This window comes from Paraburkholderia sp. RL17-373-BIF-A (genome assembly GCF_046030175.1).
Taxonomy (GTDB): domain Bacteria; phylum Pseudomonadota; class Gammaproteobacteria; order Burkholderiales; family Burkholderiaceae; genus Paraburkholderia.
In genome coordinates, this window is record NZ_JARESO010000080.1 from 1 (window position 1) to 20,350 (window position 20,350).

Annotated in this window: 22 protein-coding genes and 3 pseudogenes; 17 read left to right on the plus strand and 8 right to left on the minus strand. The window is 61.4% G+C overall.

Annotated features, from left to right (window positions below; all coding sequences use genetic code 11):
• Positions 1-205 (plus strand): annotated as a pseudogene (locus P0D80_RS44035) (acetate uptake transporter); the annotation flags it as partial.
• Positions 206-493: 288 nt separating this feature from the next.
• On the opposite strand, the gene P0D80_RS44040 reads toward P0D80_RS44035, so the two are convergent.
• A complete protein-coding gene (locus tag P0D80_RS44040; RefSeq protein WP_408293537.1) occupies positions 494-961 on the minus strand; it encodes a universal stress protein in 468 nt (155 codons plus the stop codon).
• A 38-nt stretch (positions 962-999) separates the two neighbouring features.
• Complete coding sequence (locus P0D80_RS44045) at positions 1,000-1,308, minus strand: hypothetical protein (protein ID WP_408293539.1); 309 nt, start codon at positions 1,306-1,308, stop codon at positions 1,000-1,002.
• Between the two features lie 229 nt (positions 1,309-1,537).
• Here P0D80_RS44045 and chrA point away from each other — a divergent pair, with 229 nt between their 5' ends.
• From chrA to fnr, 8 genes are all read left to right on the plus strand, one after another.
• Complete coding sequence (gene chrA, locus P0D80_RS44050) at positions 1,538-2,755, plus strand: chromate efflux transporter (RefSeq protein WP_408293607.1); 1,218 nt, start codon at positions 1,538-1,540, stop codon at positions 2,753-2,755.
• A gap of 146 nt (positions 2,756-2,901) precedes the next feature.
• Positions 2,902-4,533 carry an oleate hydratase gene (locus tag P0D80_RS44055; protein WP_408293542.1) on the plus strand — a complete coding sequence of 544 codons (1,632 nt, stop codon included), beginning with the start codon at positions 2,902-2,904 and terminating at the stop codon, positions 4,531-4,533.
• A 76-nt stretch (positions 4,534-4,609) separates the two neighbouring features.
• A complete protein-coding gene (locus tag P0D80_RS44060; protein WP_408293545.1) occupies positions 4,610-5,908 on the plus strand; it encodes an NRAMP family divalent metal transporter in 1,299 nt (432 codons plus the stop codon).
• Positions 5,909-6,095: 187 nt separating this feature from the next.
• Positions 6,096-6,932, plus strand: a complete 837-nt coding sequence (locus P0D80_RS44065; protein WP_408293548.1) for a universal stress protein — start codon at positions 6,096-6,098, stop codon at positions 6,930-6,932.
• A 224-nt stretch (positions 6,933-7,156) separates the two neighbouring features.
• Positions 7,157-8,503 carry a PAS domain-containing sensor histidine kinase gene (locus P0D80_RS44070; RefSeq protein WP_408293551.1) on the plus strand — a complete coding sequence of 449 codons (1,347 nt, stop codon included), beginning with the start codon at positions 7,157-7,159 and terminating at the stop codon, positions 8,501-8,503.
• Positions 8,500-9,150, plus strand: a complete 651-nt coding sequence (locus P0D80_RS44075; protein ID WP_408255099.1) for a response regulator — start codon at positions 8,500-8,502, stop codon at positions 9,148-9,150. Before P0D80_RS44070 ends, P0D80_RS44075 begins: the two co-directional genes overlap by 4 nt.
• Positions 9,151-9,367: 217 nt before the next feature.
• Positions 9,368-9,799 (plus strand): response regulator, encoded by a 432-nt coding sequence (locus P0D80_RS44080; protein ID WP_408293555.1) that lies wholly within the window; start codon positions 9,368-9,370, stop codon positions 9,797-9,799.
• Positions 9,792-10,580, plus strand: a complete 789-nt coding sequence (gene fnr / locus P0D80_RS44085) for a fumarate/nitrate reduction transcriptional regulator Fnr (RefSeq protein WP_408293558.1) — start codon at positions 9,792-9,794, stop codon at positions 10,578-10,580. Before P0D80_RS44080 ends, fnr begins: the two co-directional genes overlap by 8 nt.
• 80 nt (positions 10,581-10,660) lie before the next feature.
• Here fnr and P0D80_RS44090 read toward each other — a convergent pair whose 3' ends face one another.
• Complete coding sequence (locus tag P0D80_RS44090; protein ID WP_408293561.1) at positions 10,661-11,647, minus strand: zinc-dependent alcohol dehydrogenase family protein; 987 nt, start codon at positions 11,645-11,647, stop codon at positions 10,661-10,663.
• 95 nt (positions 11,648-11,742) lie between these two features.
• Positions 11,743-12,027: a DUF1488 family protein gene (locus P0D80_RS44095; RefSeq protein ID WP_408293610.1), complete on the minus strand. Its 285-nt coding sequence runs from the start codon at positions 12,025-12,027 to the stop codon at positions 11,743-11,745.
• A 227-nt stretch (positions 12,028-12,254) separates the two neighbouring features.
• Here P0D80_RS44095 and P0D80_RS44100 point away from each other — a divergent pair, with 227 nt between their 5' ends.
• The 3 genes from P0D80_RS44100 to P0D80_RS44110 all read left to right on the plus strand — a co-directional run bounded on the left by P0D80_RS44100 (position 12,255) and on the right by P0D80_RS44110 (position 13,549).
• On the plus strand, positions 12,255-12,590 hold the full coding sequence (locus P0D80_RS44100) for a c-type cytochrome (protein ID WP_408293564.1): 336 nt from the start codon (positions 12,255-12,257) through the stop codon (positions 12,588-12,590).
• Between the two features lie 70 nt (positions 12,591-12,660).
• A complete protein-coding gene (locus P0D80_RS44105; RefSeq protein WP_408293567.1) occupies positions 12,661-13,035 on the plus strand; it encodes a DUF3564 domain-containing protein in 375 nt (124 codons plus the stop codon).
• A 37-nt stretch (positions 13,036-13,072) separates the two neighbouring features.
• The gene (locus P0D80_RS44110; protein ID WP_408293570.1) at positions 13,073-13,549 is read left to right on the plus strand and encodes a hypothetical protein; all 477 of its coding nucleotides are present in this window, start codon (positions 13,073-13,075) and stop codon (positions 13,547-13,549) included.
• 261 nt (positions 13,550-13,810) lie between these two features.
• Here the strand turns inward: P0D80_RS44110 and P0D80_RS44115 are convergent, their stop codons facing one another.
• A complete protein-coding gene (locus tag P0D80_RS44115) occupies positions 13,811-14,008 on the minus strand; it encodes a hypothetical protein (RefSeq protein ID WP_408293573.1) in 198 nt (65 codons plus the stop codon).
• Positions 14,009-15,579: 1,571 nt separating this feature from the next.
• Between P0D80_RS44115 and P0D80_RS44120 the strand changes: the two genes are divergently transcribed.
• On the plus strand, positions 15,580-16,113 hold the full coding sequence (locus tag P0D80_RS44120) for a hypothetical protein (protein WP_408293576.1): 534 nt from the start codon (positions 15,580-15,582) through the stop codon (positions 16,111-16,113).
• A gap of 34 nt (positions 16,114-16,147) precedes the next feature.
• On the opposite strand, the gene P0D80_RS44125 is transcribed toward P0D80_RS44120, so the two are convergent.
• The 3 genes from P0D80_RS44125 to P0D80_RS44135 form a co-directional block, all read right to left on the minus strand.
• Positions 16,148-16,318: a chaperone modulator CbpM gene (locus tag P0D80_RS44125; protein WP_408293613.1), complete on the minus strand. Its 171-nt coding sequence runs from the start codon at positions 16,316-16,318 to the stop codon at positions 16,148-16,150.
• A 403-nt stretch (positions 16,319-16,721) separates the two neighbouring features.
• The gene (locus P0D80_RS44130) at positions 16,722-17,033 is read right to left on the minus strand and encodes a BON domain-containing protein (RefSeq protein ID WP_408293579.1); all 312 of its coding nucleotides are present in this window, start codon (positions 17,031-17,033) and stop codon (positions 16,722-16,724) included.
• A 115-nt stretch (positions 17,034-17,148) separates the two neighbouring features.
• A complete protein-coding gene (locus P0D80_RS44135; protein WP_408293582.1) occupies positions 17,149-17,307 on the minus strand; it encodes a DUF3309 family protein in 159 nt (52 codons plus the stop codon).
• Between the two features lie 1,085 nt (positions 17,308-18,392).
• Here P0D80_RS44135 and P0D80_RS44140 point away from each other — a divergent pair.
• From P0D80_RS44140 to P0D80_RS44155, 4 genes and pseudogenes are all read left to right on the plus strand, one after another.
• Complete coding sequence (locus P0D80_RS44140) at positions 18,393-18,674, plus strand: PRC-barrel domain-containing protein (protein ID WP_408293584.1); 282 nt, start codon at positions 18,393-18,395, stop codon at positions 18,672-18,674.
• A gap of 66 nt (positions 18,675-18,740) precedes the next feature.
• Complete coding sequence (locus P0D80_RS44145) at positions 18,741-18,929, plus strand: CsbD family protein (RefSeq protein ID WP_408293587.1); 189 nt, start codon at positions 18,741-18,743, stop codon at positions 18,927-18,929.
• 229 nt (positions 18,930-19,158) lie between these two features.
• Positions 19,159-20,019: pseudogene (locus P0D80_RS44150) on the plus strand (glycosyltransferase family 4 protein); the annotation flags it as partial.
• A 37-nt stretch (positions 20,020-20,056) separates the two neighbouring features.
• A pseudogene (locus P0D80_RS44155) lies at positions 20,057-20,308 on the plus strand (PepSY domain-containing protein); the annotation flags it as partial.
• Positions 20,309-20,350 lie beyond the last annotated feature (42 nt).

Consider the following 20,350-nt stretch of genomic DNA (forward strand, 5'->3'; position numbering starts at 1 on the left):
GCTCGCCGTGAGCGAATGGACCGGGCTTGAATGGCTGCATCATGCCGGCGGGTATCTGGGCATGCTCACCGCGCTGCTGGCGTTTTATCTGTCCGCTGCGGAAATCATCAACGAGACCCATGGGCACGTGGTACTGCCGACCGGCGCCGCGACTGAACCTCTTGCGGTGACCTTGACGATTCAGGAAGAGTTGCGCAACGCGTGATCAGGGGTATTGCAGACGGCGCTTGTTGACGCCGGAGGCTCGGGCCAGCAGCGCCGCCAGCGCACGCGACACCTGGTGGCAGGTCTAAATGGGCCGCTATAAGCCATCTCGGACAGGGCTGTGGCATGGAGTGCGGAACGCACCTACGGGTCGACGGCTTCCACCCTGATATCGAATTGCGGTGTCGGGCTGATCGTCGGGCGATTTCTTGGCGGGACCGCGCTAGGCCCGCTCTTCCGTGACGCACCTGAACACACCTGACCTGATATTCGCGCCGCGACATGCGTGTCAGGACGATGTATGGTGCTCTGTATCGGCCGGATCACGAGTCAGCACGACGGGGCAGGTCGCATAGCGGACGAACCGCTCGGCCACGCTGCCGATCACCATGCGTCGCAGACCGCGGCGTCCGTGCGTTCCCATTACCACCAGATCTGCGCGATGGCGTTGCACGCAGCGCATTGATGCGCTGGCGATGTCGTCGGCGATACGTTGCGTCTCCACGATCTCTGTGTTGCCCCCGTTATTGAGCTCGCGCATCTGGGCGATCGCGCTAATCAGCAGGCTCATGTCGACTTGCCGTGCGATGTCGGTCAGCAGTTGTGGATCGCAGACGTACGCGAAAGCCGCCGACGGATCCAGCACGTAAACCGCCGTCAACTTGGCGCGAGAGAGCTTCGCGAGCTGGATTGCTTCGGAGAGGGCGCGCTTCGCGGCTTCGCTGCCGCCCACGGCCACCACGATGTTTGAGTACATGACTGCCTCCGGGACAACGTTGCAAGAACCGTCGAAAATCAGATGCGCGCGAAGCCGCGCTCGAGCAGCCGTTCGGCCGCATCGAATGCGGCTCGCACCGCGATGTCGGGATCGAAATTCTGCCGATGTTCGAGGGGAATCAGTTCACCCGTGCGCAGGACCAGGTCGAGATGCGCGTCGAACATGGGGTGATCCAGTGTCTGTTCGTGAACGGCCTCAATCGCAAGATGGCAACCAGAAATGGCTTTGCCGAACCGTTCGAGGCGCACCAGTTGCGCTGCCACCTCGGACTCGATTTGCGCGGACGCCGCAAACCCGAAATAGTTAATCTGCATATCGATTCCCATACTGCCTCCACGTGTGCTGTTTTACCCGTCGACCCTCGCGACTACCGAAGCCCTGCGCGAGCGAGTTGATCAAGAGATCGTCGACGCTATTGGCGTCTCTCAATTGACCTGCATCAACGGCGCGGCCAGCAGTCTGAAGGAGAGCGCGTTCGCACGACATCGCCCCCGTGCGGACCGGCGTGTGCTATTTTTCGAAGCCCATCCCGGCATCACCGGCACGAGCCTTGCCATGCGCAACGCGGATATAAAGACGTCACTCGCCATATCGGCCCATAGTTCGCCATGGACCCTCTTCTGTATTTTTTTGCGGCTCGGCCTGACTTCGTTCGGCGGCCCGGCGGCTCACCTTGGCTACTTTCGCGACGAATTCGTCACGCGCCGCCGCTGGCTCGATGAACATACGTTCAGCGACGTGGTGGCGCTGTGCCAGTTTCTGCCGGGGCCCGGCAGCAGCCAGGTCGGCATCGCAATCGGGCGCCTGCGCGGCGGTATTGCCGGTGCGGTAGCGGCCTGGCTGGGCTTCACCCTGCCGTCGGTACTCTTGCTCGTGGCTTTTGCGTCCGGCTTCACGCATCTGTCGGATACGGCTTCGCTTCATCTGCTGCGGGGGCTGAAGATTGCGGCGGTCGCGGTGGTCGTCCAGGCGGTCTGGTCGATGGGACGCATGCTCTGCCCCGACCGCGCACGCGCGACGATCGCGGCGGCCTCGGCGATCACCGTGATCCTGCTCGGCGCGGCCTATGGACAGATCGCGTCGATCATGGCTGCGGGGATTGCCGGCGCCGCGTTTCTGAAGTCGTCGACCGAGGTGCCGCGTGCGCCGCTCGGCATGCCAGGGTCGAAAACCGGTGCGCTCGCTTGCCTCGTGGCCTTCGCCCTGCTGCTGTTCGGACTGCCCGCGGTCGCGGCCTATCTCCACAGCTATCCGCTCGATCTGTTCACGGCGTTCTACCGGGTCGGTTCGCTGGTATTCGGCGGTGGACACGTAGTGTTGCCGCTGCTGGAAGCAGTCGTCGTGCCGCGTGGCTGGGTCCCCGCGAACACCTTCATGGCCGGCTACGGCGCGGCCCAAGCGGTCCCGGGTCCGCTTTTTACGTTTGCCGCATTTCTCGGCGCCGCGAGCAGCGGACATCCGGCGGGCATCACGGGCGCACTGATCGCCACCGTGGCGATCTTCCTGCCTTCGTTCCTGCTGGTCGGCGCGGCGCTGCCCTTGTGGGGCGAGTTGCGTGCGTTTGCGCCGATGCGCCGCGCCATGGCCGGCATCAATGCCGCCGTGGTCGGCATTCTGCTCGCCGCGCTGTATGACCCTGTGTGGACCAGCGCAGTGCATGCCGGACGCGATTTCGCGCTAGTCGTCGTGGCGCTCGTACTGCTCGGGTGGTGGCGACTGCCGTCGTGGGCGGTCGTACTGATCACGGCAGCGCTCGCCTGGTGGGTCGTGTAAAGCCAGTCTTCTCTCTTATCTAGCGCGCGCATTACTTGCGCTGCGCTGGCGGGTCCAGTCGCGCTCCGTTGATCCAACTCAACGGGTGTCCCTGCCGCGCGAGTATGGTCTAGGGAACACCTCCACGGCCATCAGGGGACCCCACCATGAATAATTCCGAATATCCCGCCAGCCATCCGGTCGCGGATCGGGCCCGGGAAGAAAACATCGCACCAGGGCATTTCTATCTTGTGGGAGGCGGTATTGCGTCGTTCTCCGCCGCGGCCTTCCTGATTCGCGACGCCGATGTGCCCGGCTCTCTGATCACGATCTTCGAAGCACTCGACAAACCGGGCGGCAGCCTCGACGGCGACGGCTCGCCGCAGGAAGGCTACGTCGTGCGCGGCGGTCGCATGCTCGAGAGCAAGTATCTGTGCACCTACGATCTGTTCGATTCGATTCCCACGCTCGACGGCCGCAGCAGCGTCACCAAGGAAATCTTCGACTGGAACGAGACGATTCGCACTTCGTCGAAAGCGCGCCTCGTGCGCAACGGCCAGCGCGAAAATGCGCCTCCTTACGGACTTGCGGAGACGCACCTGCTCACGCTTGGCCGTCTTTCTCTCGAACCCGAAGCGTTATTGGGCGACAGCCGGATCTCCGACCACTTCGAGCCCGCTTTTTTCAAAACCAACTTCTGGATCATGTGGTGCACGACGTTCGCTTTCCAGCCATGGCATAGCGCCGTCGAATTCCGGCGCTACCTGCTGCGTTTCACGCATATGACGCCGGGCTTCAACCAGTTGCACGGCATCATGCGCACGGTATACAACCAGTACGATTCGATGGTGCGGCCGCTGCGCAAATGGCTCGACGAACGCGGCGTGCGATTTCGCGCCAACACGCGGGTCATCGATCTGCGATATGACGAAAGCGGCGCACTGAACCGGGTCGCGGGTATAGTCTGCGAACAGGACAACCGTCGCATTGAAGTTCCGGTGGGTGAAGCCGATAAGGTGATCGTCACGCTCGGTTCGATGACAGCAGGATCGAGCCTCGGCGGCACGAACCGCGTTGCCGTGCTCGATCATCACGACAGCAGCGGCGCGTGGGCGCTCTGGAAAACGATCGCGGCAGGACGCGCCGAATTTGGCCACCCATCCGTTTTCGCCGATCACGTCGACGAATCGAAATGGCTCTCCTTTACCGCAACGTTGCACGATCCAACACTGTTCCGCCTGATCCGCGATCTGACCGGCAACGTGCCAGGCGAAGGCGGACTGATCACGTTTCCTCAATCGAATTGGCTCGCCTCGATCGTCCTGCCGCACCAGCCGCATTTCATAGGGCAGCCGAAGGACGTCGAGGTGTTCTGGGGCTATGGGCTCTTCGTCGACAGACCTGGCAATTTCGTCGGCAAGCCGATGATCGAATGCACGGGGCGCGAAATCATGATCGAGCTACTCGGCCATCTGCACATTCAGGCGGAGGCGCCGCGTATTCTCGACGACGCGATCTGCATTCCGTGCCTCATGCCGTTCATCACCAGCCAGTTCCTGCGGCGCAAACGCGGCGACAGGCCCAACGTGGTACCCGAGGGCTGGGCGAATCTCGCGTTCGTCGGGCAGTTTTGCGAGTTGCCGAACGACGTCGTGTTCACCGTCGAATATTCGGTGCGCTCCGCGCAGACCGCGGTGTACACGCTGCTTGGGTTGAATCGCTCGGCTCCGGCGGTGTACAAAGGCCAGTACGACCCTCGCGTGGTGTACGGCGCTGCTTCGGCTCTGCACAGCCACTAAGCGCGCTGCTGTTTTTTCGCGCCTCGTGCCGACGCGCCGACAGGTCGTACGGCACACGTACGCTGAGAGGAACGCCGTGGATCTCGACGGAACACCGCCAAAACCCCGCGGCTCGCTTCTAGCGCGCCTCAAGGAACATCCGCTTGCGCGGCTCGGACCCGGCCTCATCACGGGCGTCGCCGACGACGATCCGAGCGGCATCGCCACCTATTCTCAGGCCGGCGCGCAGTTCGGCCTGAACATGCTGTGGACCATGCCGCTCGCGTTTCCATTGATGGCGGCCGTCCAGTCCATGTGCGCCAACCTCGGCCGCGTGACCGGCAAGGGTCTGGCCGCGAACATCAAGGGCGCGTTTCCGCCCGCCGTGCTGTATGCCGTGGTGTCGCTATTGCTGGTGGCCAATACGCTGAACATTGCCGCCGACGTAGCGGCCATGGGTGAAGTCGCACAACTGGTCATCGGCATCGACCGTCACGTCATGACAGTGTGCTTCGTGTTCGCCACGCTGCTGCTGCAGATCTTCGTGCCTTATCATCGTTACGTGTGTTTTCTGAAGTGGCTGACCGTATCGCTACTCGCCTACGCTGCCGTGCTGTTCGTCGTCCACGTGCCGTGGGGCGACGTGGCGCTGCGCACGTTCTGGCCGCACTTCGCCCTGAATGCGAATGCGGCGGCGATGGTAGTCGCCGTGTTCGGCACGACGATCAGCCCCTATCTGTTCTTCTGGCAGGCCTCGGAAGAAGTCGAGGACCTGCACGCGCGTACGGACAGCGCGCCGCTCGTCAGCGACGCCAGCCATGCGCGCGCGGAACTGCAGCGCATCCGCTGGGACACGTGGAGCGGCATGCTCTACTCGGATCTCACCGCCTACTTCATCATGCTGGCGACCGCCGTGACGCTGCACGTGGCCGGTGTGACCGACATCACCACGGCCGCTCAGGCGGCGAGCGCACTACGGCCGCTCGCCGGCGACTTCGCCTATCTGCTGTTCGCGCTCGGCATACTCGGCGTGGGACTCATCGGGGTGCCGGTGCTGGCCGGCTCCGGCGCCTATGCGTTGGCGGAAGCCATGGGCTGGCCGGAGGGACTCGAGCGCAAGCCGCGCGATGCGCGCGGCTTCTACGGCATCATCGCCGTGAGCGTGCTGGCTGCGCTGGCCATCCAGTATTCGTCGATCAGTCCGATGAAGGCGCTGTTCTGGAGCGCAGTCATCAATGGCGTGGTCGCCGTGCCGCTGATGGTGGTGATCCTGCTGCTCGTCTCGAAGCGCGCGGTGATGGGGGACTTCACCGTGGGTCGGCCGCTCCTCGTGCTCGGCTCGATCGCGACGGTGGTAATGGGCTCCGCCGCCGTAATGATGCTGCTGCCGGGCTAGACACGGCACGCGGATCAGCAGGCCCGCTGCAGCGCTTCGTCATGCGCGAGATGACGCTTCAGCACGCTGACGAAAAGCCGCGCGGCGCCACAGCCGCCGTTGATCTGCATCAAAGGGGCCGCCGCCATCGTTCCTAGACTCAAGCTCACTTATCCGCGCTTCACCGTCCCTTCCAGGAGCGACTGCCATGAGCTACAAAACCATCGTTGTCCACCTCGACACCAGCCCGAACGCCCATCCGCGGCTCGAAATCGGGCTGCGTCTTGCCAAACAGTTCGGCGCACATCTGACCGGCGCCTTCGCCGTCTTCAGCCCGGACCCGCGCTCGCTCTATGTCATGGCCGGGACTGCGGAGTATTACCGGCAGCATGAAGAGACGCGCGCGGAGCGGCGCGCGGCGCTCGAACGGCTGTTTCACGCCGAACTGCGGCGCGCCGACGTGCCGGGCGAATGGGTCGCCATCGACGAGCCCGCCAGTCTCGCCGTGCCGCGTGCGGGCCGCTGCGCCGACCTCATCGTGGCAGGCCAGAACAATCCGGACGATCCGGAATCGTATGTCGGCGACTTCTTTCCGGAAAACCTCATTCTGTCGTGCGGCCGCCCGGTGTTGCTCGTGCCTTATGCAAGCAATGAAAGGTCGACAGGCGGGCGGGTCCTGGTCGCGTGGGACGGCAGCCGCGAAGCGACGCGCGCCGTGCACGACGCGCTGCCGTTCATGCGCACGGCGAGCAGCACGACGATTCTTACTGTGAACGGGGTGCACGAATTCGAGCGCGCCCGTATCCCCGGCGCGGACATGGCCACCGTGCTCGCACGGCATGGCGTGCAGGTGGAAATCGTCGACATCGAAACCGGACCGGGCGGCTCGGTCGGCGAGGTGCTGCTGTCACAGGTGGCCGACAGCGGCGCCGATCTGCTGGTGATGGGTGCCTACGGCCACGCCCGCTGGCGCGAGCTGGTGATGGGCGGCGCCACGCGCACGATTCTCCGCTCGATGACCGTGCCCGTGCTGATGTCGCACTGAGTGGCGCCGGAACCGGCCCGGTGCGTGGGCGTCCACACTCACGCAACAGCACGCCGCCTGGCGGCACTGGCATGTAGCGGGCGTTTCACGGAAAATGAACGCAAATCAGTTGTTCGCCAGGTGCAGATGCCGCCGAACAAACGTGTCCGCCTGACGCGCCGCCGTACGGGCGTCGGCGGGCAACGCGACCAATCCTTGTTCGCAGCCTTTCCAAAGAGGCGCACATGCCCGTCAGTGGTAACACGCCCCCTTCCCGCACTGCCGCTTTGCGCGGGCTGTCCGGCTCGTTTGCGGCGCCGCCGGCTCTCGCAGCGGCGACAGTGTTCGCCGTGACACTGGCCGTCATGCTGGCCGCACGGCGCTGGTTCGATCCCGTGCTGTTCATCTGCGTCGCCGCCGCTTTTCTCCTCGCCACGAGCGCGTTTGTGCTCGTGCGCACGCATCGAAATGGTGCTCATGCAAACAGCGAAACAAACGCAGGCATTAGTCAGTCCGCCTTGAACGAGGCTCGCATGATGGCGATCATCCGTTCGTCGATGGAAGCGATTATCACTATCGACGAACAGCAGCGGGTGGTCATCTTCAATCCCATGGCGGAACAGATTTTCGGCTGCTCCGCCATGGACGCGATAGGCGCCCCGCTCGCCCGCTTCGTTCCGGAGCGGTTTCGGGCGGCGCATGCGCAGCATGTCGCCCAGTTCGGCGTGACCGGCGTGTCTGACCGGCAGATGGGCAAGCAACGCGTGCTAACCGGCTTGCGCGCCAACGGCGAGGAATTCCCGCTCGAGGCCTCGATCTCGCAGATTCGCGATGGCGATACGCGGCTTTACACGGTGATGCTGCGCGATATCACGGAACGCGTCAAAGCGGAGCGCGCGCAACGTCAGGCGCGCGAGGAACTGCGCGAACTGTCGGCCAATCTGCAGAAGATCCGCGAAGACGAGAAAACGCGCATCGCCCGTGAACTGCACGACGATCTTGGCCAGCAACTTACTGCGCTGAAAATGGATATCTCGGCGGTCGAGCAGGCGCTGGATGCATCGGCTAGCGCGGCGGTGCGCGACCAGTTGCAAGGCATGCGCCGGTTGATCGATACGACCGTGGCCTCGGTACGCCGCATCGCGGCGGATCTGCGGCCGGTCATGCTCGACGACCTCGGGCTCATTCCAGCGATCGAATGGCTCGCCAACGACTTCACCAACCGCTACGGTATCGACGTGGAGCGTCAAATCGAGACCGGCGACGCTCGCTTCAGCCCGGCAGGCGCCACCGCGCTGTTCCGGATCGTGCAGGAGGCGCTGACAAACGTTGCGCGCCATGCGGACGCCACGCTGGTTACACTCAACCTGCAGGCGAAAGATCAGGCCTTCGAGCTCAGCATCGCCGACAATGGCCAGGGCGCGCACCGCACGGCCGAGCCGGCGGCCAAGTCCTTCGGCTTGCTTGGCGTTCGCGAACGCGCGCACATGCTCGGCGGGGCTGTCGATATTCATACCGCGCACGGCAAGGGCTTTGTGTTGACTGTCACCATTCCGGCGGAGACCGTGCAAATGCAGGAGATACAAACATGACTCGCGTCCTGATTGCCGACGACCACGCGCTGGTGCGCGACGGCCTGCGCCATATCCTGCAGGGCACGAGCGGCTTCGAAGTGACCGGCGAAGCAAACGATAGCGTCAGCACCGTCGCGCTGATCCGCGAGCGGGCAGCCGACGTGCTGGTGCTCGATCTGTCCATGCCCGGCCGCAACGGCGTCGAGTTGATCAAGCAGATCAAGGAGGAAAAGCCGACGCTGCGCATCCTGGTGCTGACCATGCACGCCGAGCAGCAATACGCGGTGCGTGCGTTCAAAGCCGGCGCGTCCGGCTACCTGACGAAGGAAAGCGCGAGCGCCGAATTGGTGGCGGCCGTAACCAAGGTCGCCGCCGGCGGTGTGTACGTGAGCCTTGCGATGGCCGAGCGGTTCGCGCAAAGCCTGAATGAACCGACCGATCAGCTGCCGCATCAACGGCTGTCGGATCGGGAATTCGACGTCCTGAAGCGTATTGCAGCCGGTCAAACGATCACCGAGATCGCGGCCGAACTGTGTGTGAGCAGCAAGACCGTCAGCACTTACAAGACGCGCATCCTCGAAAAAATGCAGATGCCGCACGAAGCGGCGCTGGTGCGCTATGCGATGCGCCACAAACTGGTCAGCGACGAAGAGGACGACATCTGAGCGCCTTCGCAGCCTTCCGCTTGCGGGTGCCGCCGCCCTGTGACCCGGAAAACGCGCGCCCCTCGTCTGTACCTTGACACACACGCAGCGCACACAGCATTTTCCCGATCCGCCTGGCCATCGTGTAGGAAACTCCCTACACACCTTCCCGCTTGCCTACTCGAAGCTCATTCGGCGCTGATTTTATTTTGAGATAACGCGGCCGATACTTCGAGCCATGAACTCAAGCCCTGACCGCCGCGCGCTGCGTGTTTTTCTCGTCGACGATGCCGTGTTGGTGCGGCGCCGTCTGGCCGCGCTGCTCGGCGCACTCGACGGCGTGGAGATCGTCGGCGAAGCAGAGGAGCCTGCTGCGGCATTCGCGGGCATCGACAAGGGTACGGCTGATCTGGTCGTGACGGAGTTGCATCTGAGCGGCGGCACCGGCATGGAGTTGCTCGGGTTGCTTGCACAAAGAATGCCGCATGTGGTTGTCATGGTGCTGACGAATCATTCCGGCGCCTGGTTTCGGCGCGCATGCCTGAAAGGCGGCGCCCACTACTTTTTCGACAAGACCGGCGAGTTCGATCTCGCGCGAAACACGATCCAACGGATCGCTGGCGAACATCGCACGCACGCCCTCTTTCAATCAGGAGCACACCATGTCTGACGTCGCCGCATCTCCCGCCATCTCGCCCGCGCTTGCCCGTCCGCAAGGATCGCCGCACCTCGGACAAGTACCAGCAAACGCAAGCGCGCCGCGCAAGGGCGCACTGCGCTGCACGACCTGCTCGATGCGCTCGATCTGCATGCCGCACGGCCTGACAGCCGAAGAATTGCAAAGGATCGAATCGCTTATTTGCCCGTCGCGAACCATCAAACAGGGCGAAACGATTTACCGCGCGAACGACTCGTTTCAAAGCATCTACGCCGTACGCGCCGGCTCATTCAAGACCGTCGTCATGCATCGCGACGGCCGCGAACAGGTCACTGGCTTTCATCTCGCCGGCGACTCGCTGGGCCTCGACGGCGTCTGCTCCGGCTACCATAGTTGCGATGCTGTCGCACTCGAAGACAGCAAGGTTTGCATCATCCCCTTCCATCTTCTCGAAGCCATGTGCCGCGAAGTCAAAGCCGTTCAACAACACGTGCACCGCATGATGGGCGGCGAGATCGTGCGCGAGTCATCGCAGATGATGTTGCTCGGCACGATGTCCGCCGAGCAGCGGGTGGCGACATTCCTGCTGAATCTGTCGGACCGCCTGAGAATGCGCGGATATTCGCCGGCGGAATTTCACCTGCGCATGACGCGTGAGGAAATCGGCAGCTATCTGGGAATCAAGCTCGAAACGGTCAGCCGGATGCTCTCAAAATTTCAGCGCGACGGACTGCTCGATACGCACGGCAAGGACATCCGGATTCTCGATCACGAAGGCCTTGTGCGGGTTTGATACGGACGCGGCTCTCGGCTCGCGGCCCGGCCGCAAACACCGCGATCGTGACGCGACGCGGGCCGCCTGGCCCGACCAGGCTAACGGACGGCGAGCACTGCCGCACCTGTGAGCCTGCCATCGCGCAGATCGCTCAGGGCCTGATTGGCCTCCGTCAGCGGATAACTCGTCGTTTCAATCGTGAGACGCGTCTCGGCTGCAATTCGCATGAAGGCGAGCCCGTCATCGCGGGTCAGATTCGCGACCGACACCACGCGTCGCTCGCCCCACAGAAACGCGTAAGGGAACGACGGAATATCGCTCATGTGAATCCCACCGCAGACCACCACACCACCCTTCGCAACCGCTTGCAATGCTTGCGGAACGAGCGCACCGATCGGTGCGAAAAGCAATGCCGCATCGAGTTCGTCGGGCGGCGCCTCGTCGCTGCTGCCCGCCCACGCCGCGCCGAGACGCAGTGCGAGTTGCTGGGCTGCGTGATCGCCGGAGCGCGTGAACGCATACACTGTGCGTTGCTGATGACGCGCAACCTGCGCGACGATATGCGCCGCGGCGCCGAAACCGTAGATGCCGATCCGCTGCGCGTTGCCCGTCATGCTCAAGGTGCGATAGCCGATGAGACCGGCGCATAGCAGCGGCGCCGCCTCGAAGTCCGTGTACTGCTCCGGCAGATGAAAGCAGTAGCGGCTGTCGGCGACGGTGCGCTCAGCGTAACCGCCGTCGATCGTATAGCCCGTGAAGCCGGGTTCGTCGCACAGATTTTCCCGCGCCGACAGGCAGTAGCGGCAATGCCCGCAGGTGTGGCCGACCCACGGCACGCCCACCCGGTCGCCGACGGCGAATCCCGTCACGCCCGCGCCGAGCCTGGCTACCGTGCCGACGATTTCGTGGCCCGGAATGACAGGCTGTTTGGGATGCTCGAGTTCATGGTCCACCAGATGAAGATCGGTGCGGCACACGCCGCACGCGTGAATATCGATCAAGATCTGGCCGGGAACGGGCGCGGGATCTGGCAGTTCCTGTTCACGCAGCAATGACGCATTGCCGTCGAATACCATCGCACGCATAGGATTCTCCTCGAACTTGTTCTAGCGGCTAGCACCCGCCGTCGTGCTGGCGTGACGCATCGAAAGAAGCGTTGCGCTCCGCCGTCCTCCGGGATTCACTCGCAAAAGCGGAAGTAACCGCTGTGCATAAGCACTGGTTTGGCGCCGATCTCGTTAAGCAGTCGCCTTGCTGCGTGTTCGATCGGATGCCGGTTGGAGTTAAATGCCGCGATCAGATCGTCTTCGCGCAGCGAAGCGGCGCCGAAATGATCTTCGAGGGCCTCGGCGGTGATCGCGCACTGCACGCGCGCACCATCCACCTCAGCCGGAAACGCGACGACGAGATCGCGCGCGCAATACTCCGGATGTTCTTCGGGAAAATGAATCTTCATGACCATCACCTGGTTCGTTGCGCAGGATATGACGCTGGAGCGGCGTGTCTGCACACCTACGCTTCGTGCACCACACTTCGGGGCTGCCCGTCCTGTGCGACGCCCGTCTGTCACCAGCATAGGGGCTAAGCGCGATACGTCAAATTCACGGCTTGCGTCCTGGTTGACCGAGGTCAACGGCACGCAAGTCACCGCCTCTACACTGAACTCATTCCCCTTGCAAAGGAGCGCGTGCCATGAACACCCTATCCCGAAGTTGTCTGGTGGCATGTGCCGTATTCGTGCTGACTGGCTCTGCTGCGCACGCCGAGACGGAGCCGACCGCGCTGGTCGATCAGCAACACTGCATGTTCTGCCCCACGCGCGATGCGCCGTTCCTCGCGCCGTCGTTCCAGCAGATCGCTGAACGCTACCGCAATGTGCCGGATGCACAGTTCATGCTTGAGCACAAATTGCGCCTCGGCGGCAAGGCGCATTGGGGCGACATGGCGATGCCGTTGCCGCCTGATCGCGGCGGCCCGTTGTCGGCAGAGGATGCGCATACGCTGGTGCAATGGGTCCTGAGTCAATGACCCATCGTTAAGTCACGACTTTCGCGGTCCAATTCGATTGAACACGACCGCATGTTACGGAGAATTCTTCATGCGCCTCACTGTCCACCTCGACACATTCGACCGTGCCCATCCGATGGCCTTTGCAATCCTGTGGCTCGACAAGGACACCCGGCAATGGTCGCGCGAAGGCCACCACGGCCTCGATCTGCCCGAATGGGGCGTGCTGCATGTGGATTGCGGCAATACGCTTGTGTGCGGCCCGGACGGCTGGGCGCCCGTTTGCGTGCTCGAAGGACTCGATCTGAACGACTCCGACGGGCCGTTCGAGGGCGAGACCGGACGTGCACAATGGTGCGCGGAACGCGGCCGCGACCTGATGTCCGGCCACTGGCACGTGCAATGTATCGACACCGATCAGATAGAACCGGAGCACGGCCTTTTTGCCGCCGGCGACGACGTGTGAAGCAATGATTTCACCGACACCTCAAGGAGCTAACGCCATGGGACTCACAACCGATCTGGAAGGCGTCCGTCACGCTTACGGGCTCTGTTTCGTGCGTGCGCCGTGGGCTTATTTCACGCGTTTGCCCCTTGACCAGCAATGGGGCGACGGCTGGGAGCGTACACCCTTCGAGAGGCATGCGGGCCTGCCCTACGAAGACACCGCGCAACAGATTCTGACCGTCGCGTTCGACGGGCCGTTGCTGCCGCCCGACGCCGGATACGACGGCCGCGCACGCAACGTGAACGAGATCAATCGAGGCGACGCACCATGGCTGCGCACGCAGAATTTCATCAGCAACGCGCCGATCCGGATCGCTGCGGGCGTGTCGCTCGAGAAATTCGTGGAACTGGTCGAACTGGCGGGCGGACATGTGTTTGCCCCGCTTGGCTGGGGCGCGCTGCGTCTGGAGCCGATCGTACCAACCGAGTCTTCAAGCGCTATAACGTGCCAACGCCCGATCGACGCTCCATGACCGGCACCGCACAAAGTTGCGCACTTACATATCGCCGCCGTTCGTCGTATTAAGCAACTGCGCAAAACATGCGGTGTTGCCAGCCAGGGCAGCGATGCGGTAGCAAAACAACGGTCGCAGTCGAACTGCGTCTTGGAACATTCTCTGCGGATCGTTTCGGATGACGTTGCAACGTTCGATTCGCGAAAACCTCATGCGAAGGAACCTCCGCCTGCTGCTTGTAGTTCAGTTCAAGACGCAACGACCAAGGCAGGGATAGGTTCAGGTCTGCCGGGCCGCCGCTCTCAGGAAAAAAGATCCCTGATCTGTGAGATTGAGGCACCTACGCCCCAATGTCAGCTTCTCAAGCGAAACGAACTGAAACTCCAGGAGCGCATCCAGATCGGCGGGGTTCAGGTCGTCCCGATCCGGCGTTTCCTTCAGAAGTATTAAGGACGCGAACTCATGCGGACTGAGCATTTTCGTCTCCACAGCGATACCATGCGGTGAGTAGTCACCAACCCAATAGTCGCAATTTGAATCTTTGAATCAAGGGCGATCGGGCACCTTGTGACGGCGGATCACTAAATCGTGTTCCGCTTGCGTCACTCATGTAGACAGGATAAATGGTTACGATACGCCGCCGACGCGCATTTTGTCGCAGGTGCTGGATTCCACATGGATGTCAACCGGCAGGTGGCGAGCGAGGCGGTGATCACGTCATCAAACGATCTGGCGAAACGGTCGCCCCCCCACGACGGATGATACTGGCATCGTTTTGTTGCGCAATAGGGAGACAAGCTTCACGAGCTCGCACTAACCAATCGTCTTACAGCGATAAGTGTTGCTACCACGGTGAATTTGCTTTCCGCTCCGACTGCGCCTGGGAAAGTCCCCTCAAGTCAGCATGTGTCGACCGATTGTGAAGTTCATTAATTCCGCTGGCTGCTCGGCGGCGCCATCGTAACGGGAACGGACATCTGGTCGACGCAGCTTAACGGCAGACTCAGGTTACAAAGATACGGCCACACATCGCGGGTGACGCAGGGACAGGTGGGTACACACCCCACGAACCGTCGTCATGCTTGAAGAATATGATCGTCAGCGGTCCGGCAGATGTGCAACCCTCCAGTCGCACATAACGAGCGTGCGTCGCGAGCACTCGACCAATCTGCGTTACTCGCGCTGGCATCGAGAGCGTAGGCGCAAGCCATTTTTCCACAAGAGATCGCAAGGTAATGCAGCTGGTGTTCATGGCGTGCTCCCGAAATCCGCTTGAACCGCGACGGAAGACTGTTTTACAGATCCGTGAAACTATTATTGGATGGACGCAGGTGAAATTAAATCAGAGCAGCCTGAGAGTGACGTAGCCAAACGTCATGCTCTGTAAGCGTTCGCCTACAGAGCACCTCCCGAGTGGCGTGTGTGACTTGATTAACGCGCCAGCGTGATCGCAACGCAATGGGCGGTGCCAAACAGTACGGGCTCAGCCTCGATCTCGCCGCGTCGACTGGACTTGTTCCCCGACATGCAGTATGGCTTGCGAGGCAAACCTGTCGGGTCTCGGTAGGCGCGGCACCAGAGGGGAGCGACAGACTGCACACTTGATAGAAGAATCTCGAATTCCCGAATCGGCAAACGCCGCTGAGGCGGCAGGGAACGTTTTACTCAAACCTCCTCGGGCGAACTGCTCGGCCATCGCGGATGGCTCCCATGGACGCAACTTCGCGACTATAAAATCGTCAACTCGGCGTTCGACAACGTCCGGAATGTGCCGAAACCCCTGCTGCTCCCCGACGTCCGTCAGTGGCTCGTCACCGCGAGCACAAAAACCTATGGGACAGTGTCAACTTTTCGGCAGGTTGATCTGTATCAATCGTCCCTTTGGACGAGAGGTCTAATCTGGGGTCAACTGGCGTAAAGGTGCGCAATTCATCTGGCCCGCGCACCGCCTGGCCTTGTTCTTTCGGCGCATGGCGGTACCATGAATTCAGCGAAACTCACTGCCCACTCGCGCCTCTATAGACCACACGACTCAGACGGAGCTTTCCATGTTCCAACGCACCGACGAAGTTGTATTTCTGCTGGACCGCGCAACGACTCTCGACGCCACCGTGCGTGCTCTTGCACTTGCGCTCGAGGCCCCCAGCGAGGAGCCGAAATTTGCACTCAAAGGTATCGCATACAAGGCATTGAGCGATCAGCACGGCTTTACCGTCACGCTTCACGGTCTCACGCTTTGGCCCGTGTACGAGCAGGTATTGGACCGATCCCGCGACTGTCCCGATCTGTTCGCGCGGATTCGACTATGCATGCCTGGGGATAGTGGAAAAGTTGGCAAAACTATCGTCAGTCTTCTCATTGCAGACACTGGCGACTATTCTGATGATGGCACGACGCAGATGGGTTACAGCACGTACGACGTCAGCGGCAGACCTAGCGACCTCAGCCGCTACCGGCTTTCCCTCCATATTGCTCGGGCCTTGCAGGCCAATCTGCCGGCGCTTTCTGCCGCAGAGACCCCGCCCCCCTCTACAGAGACCGTAGGCAATTCAGGACCAGCGAAATCACTCCAGGCCGCCTGACGGCAGTGCATCAAAAAATGGACGTGCAGACTGGCTAGCCTGCGCGAGGACGCTTCACACGCGAGCGCAATGAGTCTATCTCGTCGAGCAAATCAAGCGCTAGCGCCACGCCAGGGGCGTTTATTTGAAAGTCGTGTGCCAGCCGCTGCGCGAGTCTCCAATCAGTTGTGTTCGCCGAGTGCTGGTGTTGATCGCTTTCCCGAATACGAGCATGTCATCGAGTGATTTGAGATTAGGCTTCGGACGCGCGCAGCAGTTTGACAAGGATCAACTTTATGACCCCACGCGCCAGCGAAAGGCTGGGACCTGGGTGCGCTTATGAGGATGCTTCAGGTTTGACCGGTCTTGCGATCCACCAATCATGAAAAATCCGGGGATGAAGAACCTCTTTTTCGGCATGTGGCTAAGTGGCGCAAATGCCTTGGCGGGATCGGCACGGGCACAAGCGACAGCCGCCGCGAAACGCGAAATGGACTATTTCTGGACCGCTGCGCTAACACCACCGAAACCCGCGAAACGCAAAAGCGCGGCGCTGACTGTCGCGTGTACCGAGTGAGGCCGCCGGTCCGGCTCCGCGAGTCTCATTGCAAATACCCGTGCCTGACACATCACTTGAGCCGCATGGCATTCTTGACGGACTTGACGCCGGCCACGCCGCGCGCGACTTCGACTGCCCGGTTGATGTCCGCCTCTGAACGGACGAAGCCGCTCAGTTGCACCACACCCTTGAAGGTCTCTACGTTGATTTCGGCGGATTTGAGCGATGGTTCATTCAGCACCGCGGCCTTTACCTTGGTCGTAATGACGGAATCGTCGACGTACTCGCCAGTCCCCTCATGCGTAGCTGTAGAGCCACAACCCATAAAAAAGGCCAGCAGTAGCATCAGGAAAAATGCGGAAAAACGATTAAGTTGTGTCATGTCCAGCTCCTCAGGTGAAGTTGAATTCACGGCTTAACCCGATCTCGAAGCCGCCGGGAGTCCTTCGTCGCGAACACCGCGGTGGTGTTCAGTCCGCCGTTCCTGTCCGCAGCTGCTACAGCCTGCCCAGGACGAGCAGAACGACCACCACTATCAGCACAACCCCGAGAATGCCGGAGGGACCGTATCCCCAACTCCGGCTGTGCGGCCAGGTCGGAAACGCGCCCAATAGCAGTAGCACCAGAACAATTAGCAGAATGGTTCCCAGACTCATTTGGTTTCTCCTCGACTGGCGTGCGTCGTGTCTGATACACATGTGGTGTGATCCCCCGGTCCAGTGCTTCATATGCCGGAACGGCAGAAACCGGGGACGAGTCACATGAGTAATTTTCAGCGCATCCTGCGGCTGCCGACTTGATCCAACTCAATCGAAGATAGGATGCTTGGACGAAGGGCACCGGACAACGCGTGTTGTGGGCAAGTGGCTGTTGCCACAACAGATCAGCTCCGCGTGGACGGTGCGCTGCGACATAAACGGCCGGTCATTCCCCAGTCTAGCGAGCCACTAACCAGGCCGGAGCTGGCGCCTGCGCGATCGCCGCTCGTTGCCATTCTCCAGTAATGCGTCGATCCAACTGAAGACGTAGCTCGAGCCGTCAATGGGAAGGGTGCCACAGGTATTTCCAACCCGGCGGGCGTAGTCGTGCCCGTTTCATTGGCAGTCTGACGCTCATTGAGCGCACGCAGCTTTCCGCCGCGCAGCACAGCGAACCAGTCTTCTGGCGCAGAGGACAGGTCCAGCAAACTGGCGACACCCGTAGCGTTGGCGAGTTCGTGCCCGTCCGGCCTTATCCCGGTCCCGGTTCATCCCATCACCGACCGATTCACCATGACGTCCGTGACTCAAGGCGGCGCCACGTTCGCGAGGAGCCAGCAGCACCAGACATCGCTGCCTGGTACGCATTCAGCATCATTGACATGGATCAACGGTAACAGGCAAGGTTTGGCGATACTTCCAGCATCGCAGTGGGTCAGACCAGTAGAAGTTCCCATCACGTGTCGAAGCCATTCCGCGATCCAGTCCCGCGCACGTCGTTAGGCGGGGTTGCTCTTCCGCGTCCTGAAGAGCGGTGGTCTGCGTGTTCAAATGCGCTTAAGCAGTCCGTCATGTGTGTGAAAAACGCGGGGAGTGAGGCTCGAATACGCGCGAAACTCACCTCGCGTGTCGTCAAATTCCTTCAGCGAGGCTGATATGAAATTCGCGATGGTTGTTTCCGCGGCTATTGTTGTCGCCACGCTCGCCACCGGGACCGTCTGTGCACAGGCACCGCACAGTCGATTACGACGAGCCGGGTCGACGTGGTTAAGTTGGCATCGGGCTATCGGGCGTCAAAGGTCGTTGGCGCGACGGTCTACAACGAAAACAGGGACAAAATCGGGACAATTGACGATCTGATCGTCAATCCAAAGGATAGCACGACCTACGTCGTTCTTTCGGTCGGAGGGTTCCTCGGACTCGGTACGCACCTGGTGGCGGTGCCATTTAGCAGCCTCCGGATCGCGGACAGGCAGATGCTGCTTCGGGGCGGTACCAGAGACTCTCTGAAAACGTTGCCCGAGTTCAAATATGCGGCTCCGTAATCATTGGGCGCTCGGGGTGCACAGCAACATCATCCACGAAATCAATTACGCACTGGAGGATTCATCATGAACAAGGATCAGGTCAAGGGCACTGCGGAGAAGGTAAAAGGCAAGATCAATGAAGCCATTGGTCGGGCCACCGGCGACACGAAACAGGAAGTCAAAGGCGATATCCAGCAAGCAGTCGGCGAAGCGCGCAAGAAGGTCGGCGACGTCAAGAAAGCCATAAAAGATTCCGGGCGGAAGCCGGTCTGACCGGCGCATGTCGCGAGGGCGCGCTAACGCCTCGAATGGAAACTTGACCGCTTTTGAGACGCATGCGGGGAGTGGCAACACATCGTACAAATGCTGCATGCCAGATCGGCGCCCGCAAAATGACGGTGGCGTGAAGGCGGTGGAGCGCCCCCCGGCCCAGCCGACAGGCGGTCCACCACCGGTCGTGCTGAGGTGCTGCTGAGCGATTCGTCTGAAGGGAGTTTCACAAATGCGTATCGCACAGGTCGCCCCGCTCTACGAGGCCGTTCCGCCGAAATTCTATGGCAGTACGGAACGCGTGGTTTCGTACCTTACCGAAGCGCTGGTTAATCTGGGTCACGACGTTACCCTGTTCGCAAGCGGCGACTCACAGACAACCGCGCATTTGGTGCCGGCGTGGCCGAACGCGCTGCGTCTCGACCCGACGATCAGTGACACCTTCGCCCCTCACCTAGTATTGCTTGAAAAGGTACGTCGCGTCGCTCACGAGTTCGACGTGCTGCATTTCCACCTGAGTTACCTGCCTTTCCCGACGTTTTCGGAACTCGGCGTGCCGTTCCTGTCGACGCTGCACGGACGCCTCGATCTGCCGGAACTACATCCGGTGTTCCCCATGTTCCCGCTGGCTCCGGTGGTATCGATTTCGGATTCGCAGCGCGTGCCACTACCGCAGGCAAACTGGCTCCGCACGATCTATCACGGCCTGCCCGAAAATCTGCTGATGCCGCAGCCGAAACCGCAACCGGAATATCTCGCGTTCCTCGGACGTATCTGTCCGGAAAAGCGCGTCGATCTGGCCATTGAGATTGCAGCGCTAGGCGGGCTGCCGCTGAAAATTGCGGCCAAGGTGGACAAGGCGGACGAGGCGTACTTCAGAAGCGCGATCGAACCCCTGCTGTCGCAGGCACACGTTGAATTCCTCGGTGAGATCAGTGAAGCGCAGAAGCCAGCGTTCCTGTCAGGGGCGAGGGCGCTGCTGTTTCCGATCGACTGGTCAGAGCCGTTTGGCCTGGTGATGATTGAGGCAATGGCGTGCGGCACTCCCGTCATTGCGCTCAATCGCGGCTCGGTACCCGAAGTGATCGAACACTGAGTAACGGGCTATATCGTCGACGATGTTCAAGGCGCAGAACCGCCGGCTGACGGCTTTCAAGACCGCCTTCTCGTGCCCCGTACGGAAGATTTACGTGCAGGAGCGACTCATGGCCGACGCGCCAACGCTTCGGGAACTCGTAGCCTGCGGAGCGCAGATCATGGTGTGCGGAGGCAGGGACATGGCCAACGGCGTGGCGCGGGCGTGGGAACACATTCTGGATGGCTCCGGTCTTTCCGTGAACGAGATGAGATTGAAGGGTAGATATGTCGAAGATGTCTATTGAAGGACCGATGGCCGGTTGTCCCGAACGCTATACGTTCAACGG